Origin of the sequence: Jiella endophytica (assembly GCF_004519335.1) — a bacterium.
Lineage (GTDB): Bacteria > Pseudomonadota > Alphaproteobacteria > Rhizobiales > Rhizobiaceae > Jiella > Jiella endophytica.
This window is the reverse complement of sequence record NZ_SOZD01000004.1, coordinates 310,114-331,100: the sequence shown is the minus strand read 5'-3', so window position 1 is coordinate 331,100 and position 20,987 is coordinate 310,114. Positions and strand designations below refer to the sequence as shown.

The window sequence follows — 20,987 nt, the reverse complement described above, 5'->3', positions numbered from 1 at the left end:
CGTAATCGTCGCTCGATTACATGCGGCCTGCGGCTCGCCGAATCGGACGGGCCGCAGGCTGGGGCGCAGAACTCTCTTCGGTCAGGCCGCGAGCGGCAGGACGGCTTCGATCTCTTCCGGGGCGAAGGGTTTTTTCACCTGCGGGATCGCCTGCATTTCGCCCGGGATGCTTTCGGTCGTTGCGGAGACGAAGCAGAACGGCACCTTCGCCTCCATCAACAGCCTTGCAACCGGGATCGAGGTCGCGCCGTCGCGTCCGAGTTGCAGGTCGAGCAGCGCGAATTCGATGCCGTCGCGATGTTCGAGGACGTAGCGGAGGCCGTCGGACAGCGTTCCCGCCACGACGACATTGCCCTCCACACGCCCGAGAACGATCTCTTCGAGATCGACGGCGATGATCGGTTCGTCTTCCAGAATCAAGATATTCATCGGTTTTGCCCTTCCTCGGCTACGAAATGGCCGAGCAGGGGTTTTGGTTGCCGAAGGCGACGAAGAATCGGACAAGTTCAGATCAAATGCCGGCGATCGTGACTGCGCGGCCTTACGCTGCGGCGGCCGAAGCGGGCGCCTTGTGGTGGTGCAGCGGCCGCGGCGGGTTTCGCGGCGGCCTTGCCCCTGCAGTTGCCGGTTGCGCCGTAGGCAAGGGTAATTCGGCGCCCGTCGCAGGTCCGCTTTCCGCTGGCGAACAGGGCATCGGGTTGCGCTGCAGCGACACGTTGCCATGGCTGCCGGCTCGGCACTGGACAAGGGCCAAGGTTACCGCTTAGAACCACTGCAATCATCGCGGCGGGGGGCGTGGGTGTACGTTAGCTGGCCATTTACATGTCGCGACAAGGTTGAAAACGACATATGGCCGGCCGGAAGCTCCGGCTCTGCTTCAAGGGAGTTGCAGCGACCGTGAGCGTGCACGATACCGCCGAACCCAATCGCCGGGATTTCCTCTACATTGCCACTGGCGCCGTCGGTGCTGTCGGCGTCGCAGCCGTCGCCTGGCCGTTCATCGACCAGATGAACCCGGACGCCGCGACGCTGGCCCTGGCCGAGATCGACGTCGACATCAGCCAGGTCGCCGAGGGCCAGTCGATCACCGCCAAATGGCGCGGCAAGCCGGTGTTCATCCGCCAGCGCACCGCCAAGGAGGTCGAAGAGGCCAAGGCCGTCGATCTCGGCAGCCTGAAGGATCCCGTCGCCCGCAACGCCAACCTGCCGTCCGATGCGGAGGCGACGGACGCCAACCGCGCCGCCGAAGGCAAGGAACAGTGGCTGGTGATGATCGGCGTCTGCACCCATCTCGGCTGCATTCCGCTCGGCCAGTCCGGCCCCTATGATGGCTGGTTCTGCCCGTGCCATGGCTCGGCCTACGACACCGCAGGGCGCATCCGGCAGGGGCCGGCGCCGGAGAACATGGCGATCCCGCCGTTCGAATTCACCACCGACACGAACATTCGCATCGGCTGACCGGGGGGCAGCGAAAACCATGAGTGGTCATTCTTCCTACGTGCCCTCCAGGGGAATCATGCAGTGGCTGGACGCGCGGCTGCCGCTGCCCCGGCTGATGTACGATTCCTTCGTCGCCTATCCGGTGCCGCGCAATCTGAACTACGCCTATACCTTCGGCGGCATCCTCGCGATCTTCCTGGTGGTGCAGATCCTCACAGGCGTCGTGCTCGCCATGCACTATGCGGCGAATTCGGCGATCGCGTTCGATTCCGTCGAGAAGATCATGCGCGACGTCAACTGGGGCTGGATGCTGCGATACATGCACGCCAACGGCGCGTCGTTCTTCTTCATCGCCGTCTATGTCCACATCTTCCGGGGCCTTTATTACGGCTCCTACAAGGCGCCGCGCGAGGTGCTGTGGATTCTCGGCGTGATCATCTTCCTTCTGATGATGGCGACGGCCTTCATGGGCTACGTGCTGCCCTGGGGTCAGATGTCCTTCTGGGGCGCCACGGTGATCACCGGCTTCTTCACCGCCTTCCCGCTGATCGGCGATCCGATCCAGCAGCTGCTGCTCGGCGGTTTTGCCGTCGACAACGCGACGCTCAACCGCTTCTTCTCGCTGCACTACCTGCTGCCCTTCATGATCGCGGGGGTCGTCATCCTGCATGTCTGGGCGCTGCATGTGACCGGCCAGACCAATCCGACGGGCGTCGAGGTGAAGTCGTCGAAGGACACCGTGCCGTTCACCCCGCATGCGACGATCAAGGACAGCTTCGCCATGGCGATCTTCCTGATCCTCTTTGCCTACATGGTGTTCTACCTGCCGAATTATCTCGGCCATGCCGACAACTACATCGAGGCGAACCCGCTGAAGACGCCGTCGCACATCGTGCCGGAATGGTACTTCCTGCCGTTCTACGCGATGCTGCGGGCGATCACCTTCAATATCGGCCCGATCGATTCCAAGCTCGGCGGCGTGCTCGTCATGTTCGGCTCGATCCTCGTCCTGTTCTTCGTGCCGTGGCTCGACACGTCGCGGATCAGGTCGACGGCGTTCCGGCCGGTCTACAAGATCTTCTTCTGGATCCTCGTCGCCGACTGCATCTTCCTCGGCTGGCTCGGTTCGCGGCCCGCGGAGGGCATCTATCCGGCGCTCGCGCTCGCCGGGACGATCTATTATTTCGGCCACTTCCTCTTCGTCCTTCCGGTGCTCGGTCTCGTCGAGACGCCGGCGCGGCTGCCGGGCTCGATCTCCGAATCGGTGCTGGCGAAGCACGGTGGCAGCGGCACGCCGGTGGGCGCCGCCGCGGCGCCGGAAACCAAAGGCTGATGGAACGAGCGTGGGGGACAGACCGATGAAGAAAATCCTGCCGGCTCTTTTGGCCATGGGGCTCGCTTTCGCCCCGGCAAGCCTCGCCTTTGCCCAGGACGGCCAGGGACCGACGGAAAACTCGGCCTCCGAACAGGCGGCTGCCGGAGAAGATGCCAGCGCCGAGGCGGCCGAGGAGGGCCACGCCGAGACGCCGCATTATCCGCTGAAGGAGCCGGAGACCCTCTCCTGGTCCTTCGCCGGCCCGTTCGGGCACTGGGACGTCGGCCAGCTGCAGCGCGGGCTGAAGGTCTATAAGGAGGTCTGCTCGGCCTGCCACGGCATGCGGCTCGTCGCTTTCCGCAACCTTGAGGCCCTCGGCTACAACGAGGCCCAGGTAAAGGCCTTCGCCGGCGAATACACCGTGCAGGACGGCCCGAACGGCGACGGCGAGATGTTCGACCGGCCGGGCATTCCGTCCGACTACTTCCCGTCGCCCTTCCCGAACCACGAGGCCGCCGCAGCTGCCAACAACGGCGCCGCGCCGCCGGACTTCTCGCTGCTCGCCAAGGCGCGCGCCGTGGAGCGCGGCTTCCCGACCTTCCTGTTCGACCTGTTCTCGCAGTATCAGGAGGGCGGCCCGAACTACATCCACGCGCTGCTCACCGGCTACGGCCAGGAGCCGTCGCCGCAGGTGGAGAGCCTGATCCAGGAAGGCACCTACTACAATCCCTACTTCATCTCCGGCCCGGCGCTGGCGATGCCGCCGCCGCTCTCCGACGACCAGGTGGAATATCCCGACGGCGCGCCGCAGACGGTGGACCAGTATGCCCGCGACGTCGCGGCCTTCATGATGTGGGCGGCCGAGCCGCATCTTGCCGAGCGCAAGGCGACCGGCTTCGTGGTGATGATCTTCCTCGTCGTCTTCGCCGGTCTGCTCTTCGTGGTGAAGCGCAGGGTCTGGGCCGGCACGCCGCACTGACGGCCCGAACCTCAGACGACACCAAAGTGATCCGGGGAGCCATGCGGCTCCCCGTTTTCGTCTGCGGTCGGCCGCCTGGCTCCGGTCGTATCGCCGGGAATTGCGTCGCCCCGCTTGCAATCGGCCGGGCGACGGCGGAAAACCGCTCGACGGTGCGGCCGGCCCGGATCGCCGGCCGAATGCGAGAGAGGATTTTCCATGTTCATTGCGATGAACCGTTTCCGCGTGCTCCCCGGCGCCGAGGAGGAATTCGAGGCGATGTGGCTGAAGCGCGATTCCAGGCTCAAGGAGGTGCCGGGCTTCGTCGAGTTCCACATGCTGAAGGGGCCGGAAGGCGAGGGGCATCGGCTCTATTCCTCCCACACCGTCTGGGAGAGCGAGGACGCTTTCGTCGCCTGGACGCGCTCGGAGGCGTTCCGCGCCGCCCATGGCGGCGCCGGCGGCACCCGGCCGCTCTATGACGGCCACCCGAACTTCGAGGGCTTCACGGTCATCCAGACGATCGGCAAGGACACGTGAAGGGCGCCCATCATGTCTGAGACGACCGACTTCGCGGCTGCGATCCGGACCATTCCGGACTATCCCAAGCCCGGGATCATGTTCCGCGACATCACCACGCTGCTCGCCAGCCCGGAAGCCTTCCGCGCGGCGGTGGACGCGATGGTCGCCCCCTATACGGACGACGGCGTCGCGCTGGTGGCGGGGATCGAGGCACGGGGCTTCATCCTCGGCGGCGCGATGTCCCATCAACTGTCCGCCGGCTTCGTGCCGATCCGCAAGAAGGGCAAGCTGCCGCTCGAGACGATCCGCGTCGCCTACAGCCTCGAATACGGCGTCGACGAGATGGAGGTCCATCGCGACGCGGTGGTGCCGGGCAGCCGCGTGCTCCTCACCGACGACCTGATCGCCACCGGCGGCACCGCCGAGGCGGCGGTGAAGCTGCTGCGCGAGCTCGGAGCCGAGATCGTCGGCGCCTGCTTCGTCATCGATCTGCCGGAACTCGGCGGCCGCAGGCGGCTGGAAGAGATGGGCGTTTCGGTGAAGACGCTGGTCACCTTCGACGGCCATTGAGCCGCGGCCCGTCCCCGGGCGCGCAGGCGGGGCCGGCTTCTTTACCAAGTTTTCCGGAGTTTCAGGCGTGACGACGAGGCTTTCCATCGAGGCCGCCGAGCGGCTCGTCGCCGAGGCGATGCAGCGGGCGGGCACCGGCCCGGCTCAGGCCGCCTCCGTCGCCCGGGCGCTGGTCGCCGCGGAAGCGGCCGGGCAGGGCGGCCACGGCCTCAGGCGGGTCGCCGCCTATGCCGCCCAGGCCAAGGCCGGCAAGGTCGACGGTTTCGCGGCGCCGACGACGGAGCGCGTCAGGCCCGGCGTGCTCGCCGTCGATGCGGCGCATGGCTTTGCCTTTCCGGCCTTCGACCTCGTCGCCGGGCAGCTGCCGGCCCTTGCCTGCGAGACGGGCATCGCCTGCGCAGCGGTCCGCCGCTCGCATCACGCCGGCGTCCTCGCACTAACCGTCGAACGTTTCGCGCAGGAGGGTCTCGTCGCCCTGATGGTGGCGAATGCGCCCGGCGCGATGGCCGCATGGGGCGGCACGCGGCCGCTCTTCGGCACCAACCCGATCGCCTTCGCCGCGCCTTTGGAGGGCGCCGACCCGCTGGTGATCGACCTGTCGCTGTCGAAGATCGCCCGCGGCAAGGTGATGGCGGCAAGGCAGAAGGGCGTACCGCTCCCGGAAGGCTGGGCGCTCGACCGGGACGGTAATCCGACCACCGATCCCGACGCCGCCATGGCCGGGACGATGGTGCCGGCGGGCGACGCCAAGGGCGCGGCTCTTGCCCTGATGGTCGAGGTGCTGGCGGCGGGGCTGACCGGCGCGAACTTCGCCTATGAGGCCTCGTCCCTCTTCGACGACGTCGGCGATCCGCCGGGGCTCGGCCAGTTCGTCGTCGCCATCGACCCGGTGGCGATCGGTGGCCCGGGCACCTTGCGGCGGCTTGCCGGCCTTGCCCGGGAGATCGCCGCCGATCCCGGCACCCGGGTTCCCGGCCGCAGGGGCATCGAGGCGCGACGCCTGGCGGCCGAAACGGGCCTCGCCGTCGAAGACGACGTCATGGCCGCCATCGCGGCGGTCTGAGCATCGGTCTCATCCGCCTGCTCGAGACTGGCCCTTCCGTCGGCGGCCGGGGGCATTCTCAGGCGCAGGTTTCGCGCACCCAATCCCAGTAGGCGCGGGCAGCTTCCCGGGTCTTCGGCCCGACGGTTCCGTCGCCGATCGGATGGCCGTCGATCCTGGTCACCGGCGTGATGCCGCCGAGCGTGCCGGTGACGAAGGCCTCGTCCGCGGAATAGGCCTGGGCGAGGGTGAAGTCCTTCTGCATCGACGGGCCGATCTGCTCGCCATAGAGCCGCGAGACGTGGCTGCGGGTGATGCCGTTGAAGCTGTAGAGGCCCGGCGAGGTCCACAGCTCGCCCTTCCTGACGATGAAGAAGTTGGTCGAGTTGCAGCTTGCGACATAGCCGCGATGGTCGAGCATCAGCGCCTCGTCGGCGCCGGCGGCGATCGCCTGGATCAGCGCCTGGATGAGGTTCAGCCGGCTGTGGGAATTCAGATGCAGGTCGAAGACGTCCGGCGTCGAGCAGCGGAAGGTCGAGGTGAACAGCGTCAGGCCAGTCTCGGCGAACTGTGCGCGCGGCCGCTTGATCTCCGCGACGATGACGATCGTCGCGCCCGAGGCCATGAAGCGCGGATCCTGGTTCGGCGTCGTCTTCCGCCCCCGCGAGATCATCAGCCGGATATGGGTGTCGGTGGTAAAGCCGTTGGTCTCGCAGGTGGCGAGGATCGCGTCGGTGATCTCCTGCCGGCCAAGGCCGATGTCGAGGCTGATCGCCTTCGCCCCTTCGAACAGCCGGTCGAGATGGAGGTCGAGCGAGAGGAGCTTGCCGTTGACGAGGCGCAAGCCCTCCCAGATGCCGTCGCCGAGTACGAAACCGGCGTCGAAGACCGAGACCGACGCCTTGTCGCGGTGGACGAACTCGCCGTTGAGATAGACCAGCGCCGCGTCGTTCTTCGGATCGCCGTCATAGGATTGGGCGCTGGATGTGGAGGCCATGGGTCGTCCTTCGCTTGGAGCTCGTTCCGCTGGTCTCGCACATGCGCGCGCCCTCGGCAAAGCGTGTCCGCGGGACGCTGGCGCAGGCGTTGCCGCCGCCGCGAGTCAGCCCGGCGCAAACTCCGCTGGTTAATTCTCGTTAACCAGATCATTCGCCCCGAAGGCCATTTTCCCGGACCCATGACCAAGACGATCGCCAAGACGCTGACCGATACCCGCCCGATCCGCCTGAAGGGACGCTCCTTCCTGGCGCTGGTGCTGTCGCCGGAACTGCCCTTCACGAACTGGCTCGAACGTCTCGACGATCTCGCCGCCCGTTCGACTGGCTTCTTTCTCGGCCGTCCGATCGTCCTCGACCTCGAGGGCCTCGACATCACCCAGGCCGATCTGAAGGAACTGCTCGGCGAACTCGGCGAGCGCGGCGTGCGCGTCATGGGCCTCGAAGGGGCCAGGGGATCGCTGATCGGCGCCAACATGCCGCCGCTGATGAAGGGCGGCCGGCCGGCCGGCGACATCGAGCCAGAGCCGAACCCGGCACCGACCGCCGAGGCCGCCGCCGCCGCTCCCGCCCAGGAGAAGAAGCCCGAGCCGCGCGTCGAGCCGCAGCGCCAGGCCTCCTCCATCGTCATCACCGAGCCGGTCCGCTCCGGCCAGTCGATCATCTTCCCGGAAGGCGACGTCACCATCCTCGGCTCGGTCGCCTCCGGCGCCGAGATCGTCGCCGGCGGCTCCATCCACATCTACGGCACGCTGCGCGGCCGGGCGCTCGCCGGCTCGGTCGGCAACGCATCGGCGCGGATCTTCTGCCGCAAGCTGGAAGCCGAGCTGCTGGCGATCGACGGGCTCTACAAGATGCCCGACGACATGGACCCCAATCATCGCGGCCAGCCCGTCGTGGTCTGGCTCGAAGGCGACACCATCAAGGCTGAGAAGCTGGCCTGAGGCCATGACGGCCGGGCAATAGCAGGAGAATGACATGGCGAAAGTGATCGTGGTGACATCGGGCAAGGGAGGCGTCGGCAAGACGACCTCGACCGCCGCCCTCGGTGCGGCCCTTGCCCAGCGCGGCGAGAAGACCGTGGTCGTCGACTTCGACGTCGGTCTTCGCAACCTCGACCTCGTCATGGGCGCCGAGCGCCGGGTGGTCTACGACCTGATCAACGTCGTGCAGGGCGATGCCAAGCTGAACCAGGCGCTGATCCGCGACAAGCGCCTCGAGACGCTGCATCTGCTGCCGGCCTCGCAGACCCGCGATAAGGACAATCTCACCGCCGAGGGCGTCGAGATGGTGATCGACGAGCTGCGCAAGAGCTTCGACTGGATCATCTGCGATTCCCCGGCCGGCATCGAGCGGGGCGCCACCCTCGCCATGCGCCATGCCGACACCGCCGTCGTCGTGACCAATCCGGAAGTCTCGTCGGTACGCGATTCCGACCGCATCATCGGCCTCCTCGACGCCAAGACCAAGAAGGCCGAGAACGGCGAGCGGATGGAAAAGCACCTCCTGCTCACCCGCTACGACCCGAACCGCGCCGAGCGCGGCGACATGCTGAAGGTCGACGACGTCCTGGAAATCCTGTCGATCCCGCTGCTCGGCATCATCCCGGAATCGATGGACGTGCTGCGCGCCTCCAATCTCGGCGCCCCGGTCACCCTCAACGACGCCGCCTGCGCCCCGGCGCTCGCCTATCGCGACGCCGCCCGCCGGCTCGCCGGCGAGCAGGTGCCGATGACCATCCCCGGCGAGCGCCGCGGCTTCATGAACAAGCTGTTCGGTCGGAGGGCTGCATGAGCCTCTTCAGCTTTCTGAACAAGCGCAGCTCCGCGCCGACGGCGCGCGAGCGCCTGCAGGTCCTGCTCGCCCACGAACGGGCGACGGTCGGCCATGCCGATCTCGTCGGCCTGCTGCGCGAGGAGATTCTCGCGGTCATCGCCAAGCACGTCCAGCTCGACGGCGACAAGGTGAGCGTCACCATGGAGCGGGGCGAGCATGTCTCGACCCTCGAGGTCGATATCGAGATCCCGGTAACGGCGAGCATGCGGGCCGCCTGACCGGCGCCCGCCGCATGGCCGCCCTCCCGGCGTAATGCCGAAAGGGCGGCAACGGCACAGACAAGGAGAAGTCGATGAGCCGAGCACAGCTGATCAATCGACTGCAGGAACTGCAGAAGCTGCCGAAATTCGAAAAGCGCGACATCCGCTCGATTGCGGGCTTCCTGCCGAACGAAGCCCTGGCCAAGCACGTCCAGGCCTGCGAGGAAGCCGCCGCGCGCTGACTTTTATCGCCGGCGCCGGACTTCGGCCGGCGCCAGGGGATACGGCTCACGCGCTGCGTGGGCTTGATACCCGCGCGACCAGGCGAGGGTCTCTCAGGCCGTAGGTGTTACCGATTGCGGCCGACGCTCCGCCGGGCGTTGGCCGCCACCACCGGACCGGCGATGGGCCGGATCCCGAAGACGACGAAGGCGCCTGCCGCATGATGCGGCGGGCGCCTTCTTGCATTCGGGGCCAGCTTCCCAGTCCGCCCGAGCCCAGCTTCCGCATCTGCGCCGTGCAGAAAATTGCATGCAATTTGCATTTCTGCCTCATCGATGGGCAGTTTAGATTGGGACTGTCCGGCTAAGCCATTGAAAATCTGCCTGCCGCGAACTGGCACGGACGTTGCATGCAATCCCCTCGAGGACGTCGGCTGCCAAGCCGGGTCACGTCAGGCCGGCCTTTGGCCGGGTCCGCGATTCAAAGGACAGGGGAACCCAACCGAATGACCATGTTTCCGCTCAACCGCCGCCGTTTCCTGATGGCCGGTGCTGCGCTCGGTGCGGCGCCGCTCGTCATGCGTTCGCGGCCGGCCTTCGCCGCGTCGCTGACCGCCGGCTTCATCTATGTCGGCCCGCGTGACGACTACGGCTACAATCAGGCCCATGCCGAAGGCGCCGCGGCAATCAAGGACATGGAAGGACTGACGGTCGTCGAGGAAGAGAACGTCGCCGAGAGCGACGCGGTCGTCAAAACCATGGAATCGATGATCCAGCTCGACGGCGCCGAACTGCTCTTCCCGACCTCCTTCGGCTACTACAACCCCTTCGTCGTCGACACGGCGAAGAACTATCCGGACGTCCAGTTCCGCCATTGCGGCGGCCTGTGGACGGACAAGGACCCGAAGAACGCCGGCTCCTATTTCGGCTATATCGGCACGGCCCAGTACATCTGCGGCATCATCGCCGGCCACATGACCAAGTCGAAGAAGCTCGGCTTCGTCGCCGCCAAGCCGATCCCGCAGGTCCTGATGAACATCAACGCCTATACGCTGGGCGCCAAGTCGGTCGATCCGTCGATCCAGACCCAGGTGATCTTCACCGGCGACTGGGCGATGCCGGTCAAGGAGGCAGAGGCCGTCAACGCGCTGGTCGACCAGGGCGCCGATGTTCTCACCTGCCACGTCGACAGCCCCAAGGTCTTCGTCCAGACCGCCGCCGGCCGCGGCGCCTATGTCACCGGCTACCACACCAGCCAGGCGCCGCTCGCTCCCGAGAAGTACCTCACCGGTGCCGAATGGCATTGGGAGACGGTCTACAAGATGTTCGCCGAGAAGGCGCTCGCCGGCGAGGAGCTGCCGAACTTCGTGCGCGGCGGCCTCGCCGAGGACTTCGTCAAGATCTCCGACTACGGGCCGGCGGTCACCGAGGAGGCGAGGAAGCAGGCCGACAGCGTCAAAGCCGAGGTGATGAAGGGCGGCTTCGCCGTCATCAAGGGTCCGCTGAAGGACAACAAGGGCAACGAGGTCGTCGCCGCCGGCAAGGAATATCCCGAGACCGCCATCGAACTTGAGAAGATGGACTATCTGATCGAGGGCGTCATCGGCTCGACGTCGTGAGGCTGAAATGAGCGAGATCACGCAAGGCTCGTCCTTCGCCGGTGCTGCCGCCCGTCCGCTTCTTGGCGAGGCGGCGCGGCGGCGGCTCGAAGGCGTGCTCATCCCGGTGACCGCGCTCCTCGTCGGGCTCCTGCTCTTCGGCCTGTTCATCGCGCTGAACGGCAAGAGCCCCGAGGAGTTCTACTACCTCGTCTACCGGGGTGGCTTCGGGACGTGGTTCTCGCTGCAGAACACCATGACGCGCGCGGCGCCGCTGCTTTTGACGGCGCTCTGCGTCGCGCTGCCGGCGCAGCTCGGCCTCGTCGTCATCGGCGGCGAGGGCGCCTTCGTCCTCGGCGGTCTAGCGGCCGCCGTGGTCGGCCCGCTCTTCGGCTTTGCCCCGGGCTGGGTGGCGATCGGCCTGATGGCGCTCGCCGGCATCTGCGCCGGCGGGACCTGGATCGGCCTCGTCGGCGCCATGCGCCACTATCGCGGCATCAACGAGACGATCTCGAGCCTTCTGATGGCCTATATCGCCATTGCGCTGATGCATCATTTCGTCGAGGGCCCGCTGAAGGATCCGGCCAGCCTCAACAAGCCGTCCACCGTGCCGCTCGGCCCGGACATGCGGGTCGGCGAGATCCCCGGCATGGACGTCCATTGGGGCTTTGCCGTCGGCATCCTCGCCTGCCTTCTCGCCGGCTTCGTCCTGTCGCGCACCACCTTCGGCTTTTCCGCCCGGATCGCCGGCGGCAATGCCCGCGCCGCGGCGGTGCAGGGGCTGCCGGTCGGCCGGCTGATCCTCGCCTTCACCGCCGCTGCGGGCGCCGCGGCAGGGCTCGCCGGCATGATCCAGGTGGCCGCCGTCCAGGGTTCGGCCAACGCCTCGCTGGCGGCGGGCTACGGCTATACCGGCATCCTCATCGCCTTCCTCGCGCGGCAGAACCCGGTCGCCATCATTCCGATGGCGCTGCTCATCGGCGGGATCGACGCGGCCGGCGGCTTCATCCAGCGGCGGATGGATCTTCCGGACGCCACGGTCCTCGTCCTGCAGGGGATCCTCTTCGTCGCGATCCTCGTCTCGGAAACCCTGTCCGGCCGGCTTCTGCCGAGCCGCAACGCCAAAGGCTGAAAGGGAGGCGCAAGATGAATTCCGATCTCGGCCTCTGGGCAGTCCCGATCGCCGTCCTCGGGGGAATGCTGCGGGTCTCGACGCCGTTTCTCTTCGTCAGCCTCGGCGAATGCGTGACTGAAAAATCGGGCCGCATCAATCTCGGCCTCGAGGGCACCCTCGTCTTCGGCGCCATGGCCGGCTATGGCGGCTCCTATCTCACCGGCTCGCCCTGGCTCGGGGTGCTCGCCGCCGGGATCGCGGGGCTTCTCTTCGGCCTCCTTCATGCCGCCCTCTGCTCGCTGCCGAAGGTCAACGACATCGCGGTCGGCATCGCGCTGATGATCCTCGGCTCGGGGCTTGCCTTCTTCTTCGGCAAGCCGCTGATCCAGCCGGCCGCGCCGATGCTTCCCGGCCTGTCGCTCGGGGCCTGGTCGAGCGTGCCGCAGGTGCGGGCGGCGCTCGAGGTCTCGCCGCCGTTCCTCATCGGCGTCGTCGTCGCCGTCCTTCTGCTCTTCGTCTTCAAGCGCACGCGCATCGGGCTGGTGCTCCGAATGGTCGGCGACAGCGCCGATGCCGCGAGAGCGATGGGCTATCCGATCATCCCCGTGCGGGTCGCCGCCACCGCCTTCGGCGGCTTCATGGCCGGCGTCGCGGGGGCCTATCTGTCGCTCTACTATCCGGGCTCGTGGAACGAGCACATCTCCTCCGGCCAGGGGCTGATCGCCGTCGCGCTGGTCATCTTCGCCAGGTGGAACCCGCTCGCCTGTCTCGGCGCGGCGCTGATCTTCGGCGGGGCGGGGGCGCTCGGCCCGGCGCTGCAGTCGGTCGGCGTCACTTCCGGCTACTATCTCTTCTACGCCGCGCCTTACATCCTGACGCTCGTCATCCTCTTCGTCACATCCTCGCCGCGCAAGGCGCTCGAAGGGGCGCCGCGCGAACTCTCGATCACCAGATAAGGAGCCTCGCCATGAATGGTCTCGGCGGTCTCAACAAATCCGCAAACGGCGTCGTCATCGGCTGCGTCCAGCTGCAGCTGCCGAACGTCGTCACGAAAGCCGACCTCGCGGCGCAGACCGAGAAGATCGTCTGGATGGTCGGCAAGGCGCGGCGCAATCTCGGCACGATGGACCTCGTGGTCTTCCCGGAATATTCGCTGCACGGCCTGTCGATGGACACCAATCCGGAGATCATGTGCCGGGTCGACGGGCCGGAGGTCGCAGCTTTCAGACAAGCCTGCGTCGACAATGCGATCTGGGGCTGCTTCTCGCTCATGGAGCTGAACCCCGGCGGCATGCCCTACAACACCGGGCTCGTCATCGACGACAAGGGCGAGATCGTCCTCAACTACCGCAAGCTCCACCCCTGGGTGCCGGTCGAGCCCTGGGAGCCGGGCGACAAGGGCATCCCGGTCATCGACGGGCCGAACGGCTCGAAGCTGGCGCTGATCATCTGCCATGACGGCATGTTCCCGGAGATGGCCCGCGAATGCGCCTATAAGGGCGCCGAGATCATGCTGCGCACCGCCGGCTACACCGCGCCGATCCGCAACTCCTGGCGGTTCACCAACCAGGCGAACTCGTTCCAGAACCTGATGATCACCGCCAATGTCTGCATGTGCGGCTCCGACGGGTCGTTCGATTCCATGGGCGAGGGGATGATCGTCGACTTCGACGGCACGGTGATCGCCCATGGCGAGACCGGCCGGGTGGACGAGATCATCACCGCCGAGGTGCGGCCGGATCTCGTGCGCGAGGCAAGAGCCGGCTGGGGCGTCGAAAACAACATCTACCAGCTCGGCCATCGCGGCTATGTCGCGGTGAAGGGCGGCGCGCAGGACTGCCCCTATACGTTCATGCACGACATGGTCGCCGGCAAGTACCGGGTGCCATGGGAAGACGAGGTCAAGGTCACCGACGGCACCTCCTGTGGCTTCCCGGCCCCGACGCGGATGTTCGGGGAGCGGTTCAAGGATGCGGCGGAGTGATGGGCGCGTTCTTTCCCTTTGCTGTCGGCGGAGTGGCAAGGCCTCTTTTTGCCGTTGCAGGGCAGGGCATACCCCCCTCTGTCCTGCCGGACATCTCCCCCTCAAAGGGGGAGATCAGCAGCGTCGGGGGTTGCTCCTCTTCGGCCGCCCGTCTTGCAGTCTTAGCCCTTACCGAGTGGCTGCAGGCGTGTGAGCGGGATCGATCTCCCCCCTTGAGGGGGAGATGGGCTGCAGCCCAGAGGGGGGCGCGAAAGGGCGCGGACGTAAGCGGGGCTAGCGGCCAGCCCGCATGGTTTGCTCCGCCAATCGCCGGCCTCCCGGCCGAAGCGCGATGAACCGACAAGGACACCGCCGATGACCGACACCCTCGACGAGCGAATCGATGCCGCCATGGTCCCGGGCGGGCGGACGGTCGACTCCGATCCCTATCCCTGGCCGTTCGACGGTGATCTGAGGCCCGAAAACACCGCCATCGTCGTTATCGACATGCAGGTCGATTTCTGCGCGCCCGGCGGCTACGTCGATTCGATGGGCTACGACCTCTCCCTGACGCGTGCCCCGATCGAGCCGATCGCCAGGCTCCTGAAACTCGCCCGCGAAAAGGATTTCACCGTCATCCACACCCGCGAGGGCCACAAGCCGGACCTCTCCGACCTTCCGGCCAACAAGCGCTGGCGTTCGCAGCGGATTGGCGCAGGCATCGGCGATCAGGGCCCGTGCGGGCGCATTCTCATCCGCGGCGAGCCCGGCTGGGAGATCATTCCGGAGCTTTCGCCGATCGCCGGCGAGCCGATCATCGACAAGCCGGGCAAGGGCTCGTTTCTCGCCACCGACTTCGACCTCGTGCTGCAGACCAAACGCATCCGCAACATCGTCCTGACCGGCGTCACCACCGATGTCTGCGTCCACACGACGATGCGTGATGCCAACGACCGCGGCTACGAGTGCCTCGTCCTGTCGGACTGCACCGGCGCAACCAAGCGGGAAAACCATCTCGCTGCCCTGGACATGGTGAAGATGCAGGGCGGCGTCTTCGGCGCGGTGGCGACCAGCGACGCCTTCATCGAGGCGATCGGCTGATGCGACAGGCGCGGGTCCATCGGATCGCGACGGCCGGGCCGGACGACGTCTCCGGCCTCGACGAGGCGATCGCGGCGGGGCGGATCGATCCGGCCGGCATCGTCGCGATCCTTGGCAAGACCGAGGGCAATGGCTGCGTCAACGATTTCACCCGCGCCTTCGCCGTTTCGGCGCTCAGCGCCGCGCTGGCCGCCCGCCTGCCGCCCGCGGCGGTGGCGAGGATCGCCATGGTGATGTCCGGCGGCACCGAGGGTGCGCTGTCGCCGCACATCCTCGTCCTCGAACGGGGCGAGGCGGAAGCGGATGTGGCGAAGGGCCCGGCGCTCGCCATCGGTGTCGCCCATACGGCCGACCTTGCGCCGGAGCATCTCGGCCGCATGGGCCAAGTCTGGCTGGTCGCGGAGGGCGTCGCCAAGGCGATGCACGATGCAGGCATCGACGATCCTGCCGACGTTCATTTCGTCCAGATCAAATGCCCGCTTCTCACCGCCGAGCGCATCGCCGCAGCCGGTGCAAGGGGCGCCGACACCGCCACCCGCGACACGCTGAAGTCGATGGGCCTGTCACGCGGCGCCTCGGCGCTCGGCGTTGCTCTGGCGCTGGGCGAGATCGAGGCCCATGCCCTGAACGACGCGGTGATCGGCAGCGACTTCGGCCTTTATTCTGGCCGGGCCAGCACCTCCGCCGGCGTCGAGCTGCAAAATCACGAGATCGTCGTCCTCGGGATGAGCCAATCCTGGTCCGGGCCGCTCGCCATCGATCACGCCGTGATGGCGGACGGCATCGACATCGAGCCGGTGCGCGCCGCGCTGAAGCGGCTCGGCCTCGAGGCCCGCGGCCAGCTTGCATCGGAAGAGCGCTCCCGGCTCGTCGCGCTTCTCGCCAAGGCCGAGGCAGGCTCTTCGGGTCGGCTGCGCGGCTCGCGCCACGCCATGCTCGACGACAGCGACATCGCCTCGACGCGCCATGCGCGCGCCTTCACCGGCGGCGCGCTCGCCGGGCTCACCGGCCTCACCGAGCTCTTCGTCTCCGGCGGCGCCGAGCATCAGGGGCCTGACGGCGGCGGCCCGGTCGCTCTCGTCGTCGACCGTAGGAAAGGAGAGAGCTGATGTCCGCACTCGCCGAACCGGAAGCGATCGAAGCCGCTCTGGCCGAACCTGCCGCCCGCCGCGACCGGCCGCTGCTCGAAGCCGTGGGCCTTACCAAGCATTTCGGCTCCTTCACCGCGCTCGACCACGTGTCGATCGCGCTCAATGCCGGCGAGTTCCACGCGCTGCTCGGCGAGAACGGCGCCGGCAAGTCGACGCTCGTCAAATGCATGCTCGGCTACTACCATCCGGACGAGGGCGGGGTGATCCTCGACGGCCGCGAGCAGCCGATCGCCAGCCCAAGGGACGCCAGACGCCTCGGCATCGGCATGGTCTACCAGCATTTCACCCTGGTGCCGTCGATGACCGTCCTCGAAAATCTGGTGATGTCGCGCGCCGACGTGCCCGGCTATATCGACTGGCGCGCCGAGCGGCGGTCCCTCGAAGCTTTCCTTCAGACGATGCCCCTGAAGGTGCCGCTCGACACCAAGGTGGACAGGTTGTCCTCCGGCGAGCGCCAGAAGACCGAGATCCTCAAGCAGCTCTATCTCGGGTCGCGCGTCCTCGTCCTCGACGAGCCGACCTCGGTGCTGACGCCGGACGAGGCGCGCGAGGTGCTCGGCTTCCTGCGCTCGCTCGCCTCCGAGAGCGGCATGGCGGTGCTCCTGATCACCCACAAATTCGCCGAGGTGACGGCCTTCTGCGACCGGGTCACCGTGTTGCGGAAGGGCGCCAAGGTCGGCGAGGGCAGGGTCGCTGCGCTCTCGACCGCGGAGATGGCGGAGATGATGATCGGCGAGCGCGAGCTCGCCGCCGTGCCGGAGCGCGTCGCCCGCAGCGAGCCCGGCGAGCCGGTGTTGCAGGTCGAGAAGCTCGTCTCCGGCGATGCCGGCACCCGTGGTTCCGTCCAGATCGACCGGCTGGAGGTCCGTCCCGGCGAGATCGTCGGCATCGCCGGCATTTCCGGCAACGGCCAGACACGGCTGGTCGAGCTGATCTCCGGCCAGGCGCGGCCGGACGGCGGCGAGATCCGCGTCAAGGGCAAGGCCTATGACGCCAGCCGCGCGGCGGCGCAGGCGATGAAGGTGCGCTGCCTGCCGGAAGAGCCGCTGCGCAATGCCTGCGTCGGCAAGATGAGCGTTGCCGAAAACCTCGCCTTCCGCTCCTTCGACCGCGACGCTGACGGCAAGCGTCGCCGGCTGGTCGACAAGGGCTCGATGCGCCGCGAGGCCGAGCGGCTGATTGCCGCCTATTCGGTGAAGACCCAGTCGCCCTCGGCCAGGATCGAGACGCTGTCCGGCGGCAATGTTCAGCGGGCGGTGCTTGCCCGCGAGCTCTCCGGCGAGACCGACCTTCTGGTCGCGGCCAATCCCTGTTTCGGCCTCGATTTCGGCGCCGTCGCCGATATCCGGGCGCAGATCCTTGCGGCGCGCAATCGCGGCGCCGCGGTGCTCCTCGTCTCGGAGGATCTCGACGAGGTGGTCGCCCTGTCGGATCGCATCGCGGTGATGTTCGAGGGCCGCATCGTCTTCGAATGCCAGGGCGGCGAGAAGGCCGACACCCGCGAGATCGGCGCGCATATGGCCGGCCACTCGGCGGCGGCGTCAGCGGGAGGGCCGCACTGATGGCGAATGTTTCCGCGAGCCCGTTTCCCTTCGACCTTTCTCCCGCCCGTGTCGCCTTGATCGTCATCGACATGCAGCGGGATTTCCTCGAGCCGGGCGGTTTTGGCGAGAGTCTCGGCAACGACGTCTCGCGGCTCCAGGCGATCGTGCCGGCGACGCGCCGGCTGATCGAGGGCTTCAGGGCCGCCGGCCGGCCGGTGATCCACACCCGCGAATGCCATCGCCCCGACCTGTCCGACTGCCCGCCGGCCAAGCGCCTGCGCGGTGCGCCGGGCCTCAGAATCGGCGACGATGGGCCGATGGGCCGCATCCTGATCGCCGGCGAGCCGGGTGCCGAGATCGTGCCGGAGCTGTTTCCTGCGGACGGTGAACTGGTGATCGACAAGCCGGGCAAGGGCGCCTTCTACGCCACCGGGCTGTCGGAGCATCTGGAAGCGCTCGGCATCACCCAGCTGGTCTTTGCGGGTGTCACCACGGAAGTCTGCGTCCAGACGACGATGCGCGAAGCGAACGATCGCGGCTTCGAATGCCTTTTGGCGGAAGACGCGACGGAGAGCTATTTCGACGCCTTCAAGCGAGCCGCCATCGAGATGATCGTCGCGCAAGGGGCGATCGTCGGCTGGGCAGCGCCGGTGGACGCGATCCTCGCCGGCCTCGAGCTTGGCATGGCGGCCACGGCCACGACGCTTGAGACAGGAGCTGTGGGCAGCGCTGCCCCTGTGGCCACAGCCGCGGGTGGATCTCCAGGCGGTGCGGGCCCCGACCAAGGCCTTCGGCCGGCTGAGCCGCTTGCCGCGCCGCCGCTCTGTTTGGGAAGTGCCGTCTGATGCCGGCCGTCTTCCCGGGCCTCCTCGGTCTCGACCTCGCCGCTGCGACCTTCGAGCCGTTTCGCGATGGCGTCGAGATCGCCAGGCTGTCCGGCCGGACCGGTCAGGGGGAGACCGGCCCGGGCGAGACGGCGCTGCTGCGCTACGCTCCGGGCGCTTCGGTGCCGATGCACGAACACACCGGCCTCGAGACGATCGTCGTCCTTTCCGGCTCGCAAGCCGACGACGATGGCCTCTACCGGGCCGGCGACGTCGTCCTCAATGCTGCCGGATCGCGCCATCGGGTGTGGTCGGAGGAAGGCTGCCTCGTCCTGATCACCTGGGCTGCGCCGGTGCGGATCCTGGAGGCGGGGGAATGAGGTGTCTGGCCTGGTCTTTGCCGCGCCCTGGCTGCCGAGCCGATACGGCCGGGACCGATCGCCTGATCGGCACTAAGGCGCTGGCTTGCCCCCCTCTGCCCTGCCGGGCATCTCCCCCTCAAGGGGGGAGATCGGCAGCTTTGAACTCGGCGGCCTTTTGCAGACCTTTGCGCAACAAACGGCGTCTGAGGATCGGCGAGACCCGGATGCAGCTTCGATCTCCCCCCTTGAGGGGGAGATGGGCGGTAGCCCAGAGGGGGGCGCCTGGCGCCGGCCGCAGCAGAGAGGCCGCCGACCTCTGGCCCTTCGAGGCTCGCTCCGCCAGCCCCTCGAGATGAGCGGTCCAGCGGGCGCCGCAGCATAGACGACGACAACATGCCCCCGGGGAGGGGACTGATGACCGACCTGCCGACGATCCTCGATTTTGCCAGCATGCGGGCGCTCTATGCCTCGGGCACCAGCCCGGCCGAGGTGATGGAAGCGGTGGCGCTGCGCATGGAGAGCTGCGATCCGGCCGCCTTCATCCTGAAACGGCCCAAAGAGGCGATCCTTGCCGAGGCACGGGCGCTGCTCGATCGCGCGCCGGAGCCGAACTCGCTGCCGCTCTGGGGCGTGCCCTTCGCCGTCAAGGACAATATCGACGTTGCCGGCCTGCCGACCACCGCGGCCTGCCCGGACTATGCCTATACGCCGACGGCCGACGCCACCGCCGTGCAGCGGCTGAAGGAGGCCGGCGCGATCCTGATCGGCAAGACCAATCTCGACCAGTTCGCCACCGGATTGAACGGCACCCGCTCGCCCTATGGCGCGCCGCGCTGCGTCTTCGATGAGGCCTATGTGTCAGGCGGATCGAGTTCGGGCTCCGCCGTGGTCGTCGCGGCCGGCATCGCCGCCTTTGCGCTGGGCACCGACACCGCCGGCTCGGGGCGGGTGCCTGCGGCCTTCAACAACATCGTCGGCATCAAGCCGTCGCCGGGCCGCGTGCCGACCACCGGCGTCGTCCCCGCCTGCCGCTCGATCGACGTCGTCACGGTCTTCGCTCCGAGCGTTGCCGACGGGATCGCGGCGCGAGCGGTCGCCGAGGGGTTCGAGCCTGCTGACGCCTATGCCCGCCGTTTTGCCGACCATGGTCTGCCGCAGGCGCTGCGGATCGGCGTGCCCGAGGCGAGCGAGCGCGAATTCTACGGCAACGAGGCCTATCGCGCGCTCTATGGGGCGGCGATCGCCCGGGCCGAGGGGCTCGGTGCGACCATCGTCCCCTTCGACTACCGGCCGTTCCGCGAGGCGGCGGCCCTGCTCTACGAGGGGCCCTGGGTCGCCGAGCGGCTGGCGGCGATCGAGGCGTTCTTCGAGGACAGCCCGGACAGTCTCGATCCGACCGTCCGCAGGATCATCGAGGGCGCGCAGACGATGAGCGCCGCCGATGCCTTTCGCGGCGCCTACCGGCTGGAGGAACTGCGCCGCGAGGCGGAAGCCGAATGGGCGAAGGTCGACTGCCTGCTTTTGCCAACCTCGCCGGACATCCAGACCGTCGAGGCGATGCGTGCCGATCCGCTGGCGCTGAACGCCCGCTTCGGCCGCTTCACCAACTTTGCCAATTTCTTCGGCTGCGCGGCGATCGCAGTCCCGGCCGGATTCACGCCGGCGGGCCTTCCCTTCGGCGTCCAGCTGGTCGCGCCGCAGGACACCGATGACGCCCTTGGTGCCTTCGCCAACCGGATGCATGTCGCCGCGGCGACCGGGGCCGGCCTCGCCCGCGACTTCAGCCCGCCGGACTTCGCCGCGCCGGCAGTTGCGGCAGGGGCCGAAGGCGGTGCGATCGAGATCGCCGTCGTCGGCGCGCATCTGACGGGGATGGCGCTCAACCACGAGCTGACCGAGCGGGGCGCAAGGCTCGTCCGCGCAGCGAAGACCGCGCCGGACTACCGCTTCTATGCCCTCGACACGACGCCCGAAAAGCCCGGCCTCTCTCGCGATCCCGGCTTTACCGGCCCGGGCATCGCGCTCGAGATCTGGTCGATGGCGGCTGTGGAATTTGCCGGCTTCGTCGCCGCGATCCCGGCGCCGCTCGGCATCGGCAAGCTCACCCTCGACGATGGAACGAGCCTGCCCGGCTTCATCTGCGAGCCCGCCGCACTCGTAAGCGCGCATGAAATTACGTCCTCGGGAGGGTGGAAAAACTACCTGGGATCGCGCAACAGTGCTGCCTGAAT

The 20,987-nt window shown here is 67.7% G+C and carries 21 protein-coding genes and 1 pseudogene; 20 read left to right on the top strand and 2 right to left on the bottom strand.

Going from position 1 to position 20,987, the window contains the following annotated elements; all coding sequences use genetic code 11:
* Positions 1-81 precede the first annotated feature (81 nt).
* The gene (locus E3C22_RS14620) at positions 82-429 is read right to left on the bottom strand and encodes a response regulator (RefSeq protein ID WP_134762780.1); all 348 of its coding nucleotides are present in this window, start codon (positions 427-429) and stop codon (positions 82-84) included.
* 468 nt (positions 430-897) lie between these two features.
* Here E3C22_RS14620 and petA point away from each other — a divergent pair, with 468 nt between their 5' ends.
* The 6 genes from petA (at position 898) to E3C22_RS14590 (ending at position 5,868) form a co-directional block, all read left to right on the top strand.
* A complete protein-coding gene (gene petA / locus E3C22_RS14615; RefSeq protein WP_134762779.1) occupies positions 898-1,458 on the top strand; it encodes a ubiquinol-cytochrome c reductase iron-sulfur subunit in 561 nt (186 codons plus the stop codon).
* A 19-nt stretch (positions 1,459-1,477) separates the two neighbouring features.
* Positions 1,478-2,773 carry a cytochrome b gene (locus tag E3C22_RS14610; protein ID WP_134762778.1) on the top strand — a complete coding sequence of 432 codons (1,296 nt, stop codon included), beginning with the start codon at positions 1,478-1,480 and terminating at the stop codon, positions 2,771-2,773.
* Positions 2,774-2,798: 25 nt separating this feature from the next.
* Positions 2,799-3,734 (top strand): cytochrome c1, encoded by a 936-nt coding sequence (locus E3C22_RS14605; RefSeq protein ID WP_134762777.1) that lies wholly within the window; start codon positions 2,799-2,801, stop codon positions 3,732-3,734.
* Positions 3,735-3,932: 198 nt separating this feature from the next.
* Complete coding sequence (gene hmuQ, locus E3C22_RS14600; protein WP_134762776.1) at positions 3,933-4,253, top strand: heme-degrading protein HmuQ; 321 nt, start codon at positions 3,933-3,935, stop codon at positions 4,251-4,253.
* Between the two features lie 12 nt (positions 4,254-4,265).
* Positions 4,266-4,805, top strand: coding sequence for an adenine phosphoribosyltransferase (locus tag E3C22_RS14595; RefSeq protein WP_134762775.1), 540 nt, complete (start codon positions 4,266-4,268; stop codon positions 4,803-4,805).
* A gap of 67 nt (positions 4,806-4,872) precedes the next feature.
* The gene (locus E3C22_RS14590; protein ID WP_134762774.1) at positions 4,873-5,868 is read left to right on the top strand and encodes an Ldh family oxidoreductase; all 996 of its coding nucleotides are present in this window, start codon (positions 4,873-4,875) and stop codon (positions 5,866-5,868) included.
* A gap of 58 nt (positions 5,869-5,926) precedes the next feature.
* On the opposite strand, the gene E3C22_RS14585 is transcribed toward E3C22_RS14590, so the two are convergent.
* The gene (locus tag E3C22_RS14585) at positions 5,927-6,844 is read right to left on the bottom strand and encodes an aminotransferase class IV (protein ID WP_134762773.1); all 918 of its coding nucleotides are present in this window, start codon (positions 6,842-6,844) and stop codon (positions 5,927-5,929) included.
* Positions 6,845-7,036: 192 nt separating this feature from the next.
* Here E3C22_RS14585 and minC point away from each other — a divergent pair, with 192 nt between their 5' ends.
* The 14 genes and pseudogenes from minC to atzF all read left to right on the top strand — a co-directional run bounded on the left by minC (position 7,037) and on the right by atzF (position 20,985).
* Complete coding sequence (minC, locus tag E3C22_RS14580; protein ID WP_134763020.1) at positions 7,037-7,786, top strand: septum site-determining protein MinC; 750 nt, start codon at positions 7,037-7,039, stop codon at positions 7,784-7,786.
* Between the two features lie 34 nt (positions 7,787-7,820).
* The gene (minD, locus tag E3C22_RS14575) at positions 7,821-8,636 is read left to right on the top strand and encodes a septum site-determining protein MinD (RefSeq protein WP_134762772.1); all 816 of its coding nucleotides are present in this window, start codon (positions 7,821-7,823) and stop codon (positions 8,634-8,636) included.
* On the top strand, positions 8,633-8,896 hold the full coding sequence (minE, locus tag E3C22_RS14570; RefSeq protein ID WP_134762771.1) for a cell division topological specificity factor MinE: 264 nt from the start codon (positions 8,633-8,635) through the stop codon (positions 8,894-8,896). Before minD ends, minE begins: the two co-directional genes overlap by 4 nt.
* Before the next feature lie 74 nt (positions 8,897-8,970).
* A complete protein-coding gene (locus E3C22_RS24505) occupies positions 8,971-9,120 on the top strand; it encodes a hypothetical protein (RefSeq protein ID WP_167591778.1) in 150 nt (49 codons plus the stop codon).
* Between the two features lie 485 nt (positions 9,121-9,605).
* Positions 9,606-10,718, top strand: a complete 1,113-nt coding sequence (locus tag E3C22_RS14565; protein ID WP_134762770.1) for a BMP family ABC transporter substrate-binding protein — start codon at positions 9,606-9,608, stop codon at positions 10,716-10,718.
* Between the two features lie 7 nt (positions 10,719-10,725).
* Entirely contained in the window at positions 10,726-11,829 is a 1,104-nt protein-coding gene (locus E3C22_RS14560; protein WP_134762769.1) for an ABC transporter permease, read from the top strand.
* 14 nt (positions 11,830-11,843) lie between these two features.
* Positions 11,844-12,767, top strand: a complete 924-nt coding sequence (locus E3C22_RS14555; RefSeq protein ID WP_134762768.1) for an ABC transporter permease — start codon at positions 11,844-11,846, stop codon at positions 12,765-12,767.
* A gap of 11 nt (positions 12,768-12,778) precedes the next feature.
* Positions 12,779-13,795 (top strand): formamidase, encoded by a 1,017-nt coding sequence (locus tag E3C22_RS14550; protein ID WP_134762767.1) that lies wholly within the window; start codon positions 12,779-12,781, stop codon positions 13,793-13,795.
* 354 nt (positions 13,796-14,149) lie between these two features.
* Complete coding sequence (biuH, locus tag E3C22_RS14540; RefSeq protein WP_245514999.1) at positions 14,150-14,875, top strand: biuret amidohydrolase; 726 nt, start codon at positions 14,150-14,152, stop codon at positions 14,873-14,875.
* Entirely contained in the window at positions 14,875-15,984 is a 1,110-nt protein-coding gene (gene atzD, locus E3C22_RS14535) for a cyanuric acid amidohydrolase (protein WP_134762766.1), read from the top strand. Before biuH ends, atzD begins: the two co-directional genes overlap by 1 nt.
* On the top strand, positions 15,984-17,588 hold the full coding sequence (locus E3C22_RS14530; protein ID WP_134762765.1) for an ABC transporter ATP-binding protein: 1,605 nt from the start codon (positions 15,984-15,986) through the stop codon (positions 17,586-17,588). Before atzD ends, E3C22_RS14530 begins: the two co-directional genes overlap by 1 nt.
* Positions 17,588-18,244, top strand: a pseudogene (locus E3C22_RS14525) (cysteine hydrolase family protein); the annotation flags it as partial. The gene E3C22_RS14530 and the pseudogene E3C22_RS14525, both read left to right, overlap by 1 nt.
* Positions 18,245-18,414: 170 nt before the next feature.
* Positions 18,415-18,774, top strand: a complete 360-nt coding sequence (locus tag E3C22_RS14520; RefSeq protein ID WP_134762763.1) for a cupin domain-containing protein — start codon at positions 18,415-18,417, stop codon at positions 18,772-18,774.
* Between the two features lie 396 nt (positions 18,775-19,170).
* Positions 19,171-20,985: an allophanate hydrolase gene (gene atzF / locus E3C22_RS14515; protein ID WP_134762762.1), complete on the top strand. Its 1,815-nt coding sequence runs from the start codon at positions 19,171-19,173 to the stop codon at positions 20,983-20,985.
* The last annotated feature ends 2 nt before the right edge of the window (positions 20,986-20,987 follow it).

Excerpts from the sequence above, each read along its gene's own strand:
- E3C22_RS14620 (WP_134762780.1), bottom strand. The coding sequence starts at position 429 with ATGAATATCTTGATTCTGGAAGACGAACCGATCATCGCCGTCGATCTC.
- E3C22_RS14610 (WP_134762778.1), top strand. The coding sequence starts at position 1,478 with ATGAGTGGTCATTCTTCCTACGTGCCCTCCAGGGGAATCATGCAGTGG.
- E3C22_RS14605 (WP_134762777.1), top strand. The coding sequence starts at position 2,799 with ATGAAGAAAATCCTGCCGGCTCTTTTGGCCATGGGGCTCGCTTTCGCC.
- hmuQ (WP_134762776.1), top strand. The coding sequence starts at position 3,933 with ATGTTCATTGCGATGAACCGTTTCCGCGTGCTCCCCGGCGCCGAGGAG.
- E3C22_RS14595 (WP_134762775.1), top strand. The coding sequence starts at position 4,266 with ATGTCTGAGACGACCGACTTCGCGGCTGCGATCCGGACCATTCCGGAC.
- E3C22_RS14585 (WP_134762773.1), bottom strand. The coding sequence starts at position 6,844 with ATGGCCTCCACATCCAGCGCCCAATCCTATGACGGCGATCCGAAGAAC.
- minD (WP_134762772.1), top strand. The coding sequence starts at position 7,821 with ATGGCGAAAGTGATCGTGGTGACATCGGGCAAGGGAGGCGTCGGCAAG.
- minE (WP_134762771.1), top strand. The coding sequence starts at position 8,633 with ATGAGCCTCTTCAGCTTTCTGAACAAGCGCAGCTCCGCGCCGACGGCG.
- E3C22_RS24505 (WP_167591778.1), top strand. The coding sequence starts at position 8,971 with ATGAGCCGAGCACAGCTGATCAATCGACTGCAGGAACTGCAGAAGCTG.
- E3C22_RS14565 (WP_134762770.1), top strand. The coding sequence starts at position 9,606 with ATGACCATGTTTCCGCTCAACCGCCGCCGTTTCCTGATGGCCGGTGCT.
- E3C22_RS14560 (WP_134762769.1), top strand. The coding sequence starts at position 10,726 with ATGAGCGAGATCACGCAAGGCTCGTCCTTCGCCGGTGCTGCCGCCCGT.
- E3C22_RS14555 (WP_134762768.1), top strand. The coding sequence starts at position 11,844 with ATGAATTCCGATCTCGGCCTCTGGGCAGTCCCGATCGCCGTCCTCGGG.
- E3C22_RS14550 (WP_134762767.1), top strand. The coding sequence starts at position 12,779 with ATGAATGGTCTCGGCGGTCTCAACAAATCCGCAAACGGCGTCGTCATC.
- biuH (WP_245514999.1), top strand. The coding sequence starts at position 14,150 with ATGACCGACACCCTCGACGAGCGAATCGATGCCGCCATGGTCCCGGGC.
- atzD (WP_134762766.1), top strand. The coding sequence starts at position 14,875 with ATGCGACAGGCGCGGGTCCATCGGATCGCGACGGCCGGGCCGGACGAC.
- E3C22_RS14530 (WP_134762765.1), top strand. The coding sequence starts at position 15,984 with ATGTCCGCACTCGCCGAACCGGAAGCGATCGAAGCCGCTCTGGCCGAA.
- E3C22_RS14520 (WP_134762763.1), top strand. The coding sequence starts at position 18,415 with ATGCCGGCCGTCTTCCCGGGCCTCCTCGGTCTCGACCTCGCCGCTGCG.
- atzF (WP_134762762.1), top strand. The coding sequence starts at position 19,171 with ATGACCGACCTGCCGACGATCCTCGATTTTGCCAGCATGCGGGCGCTC.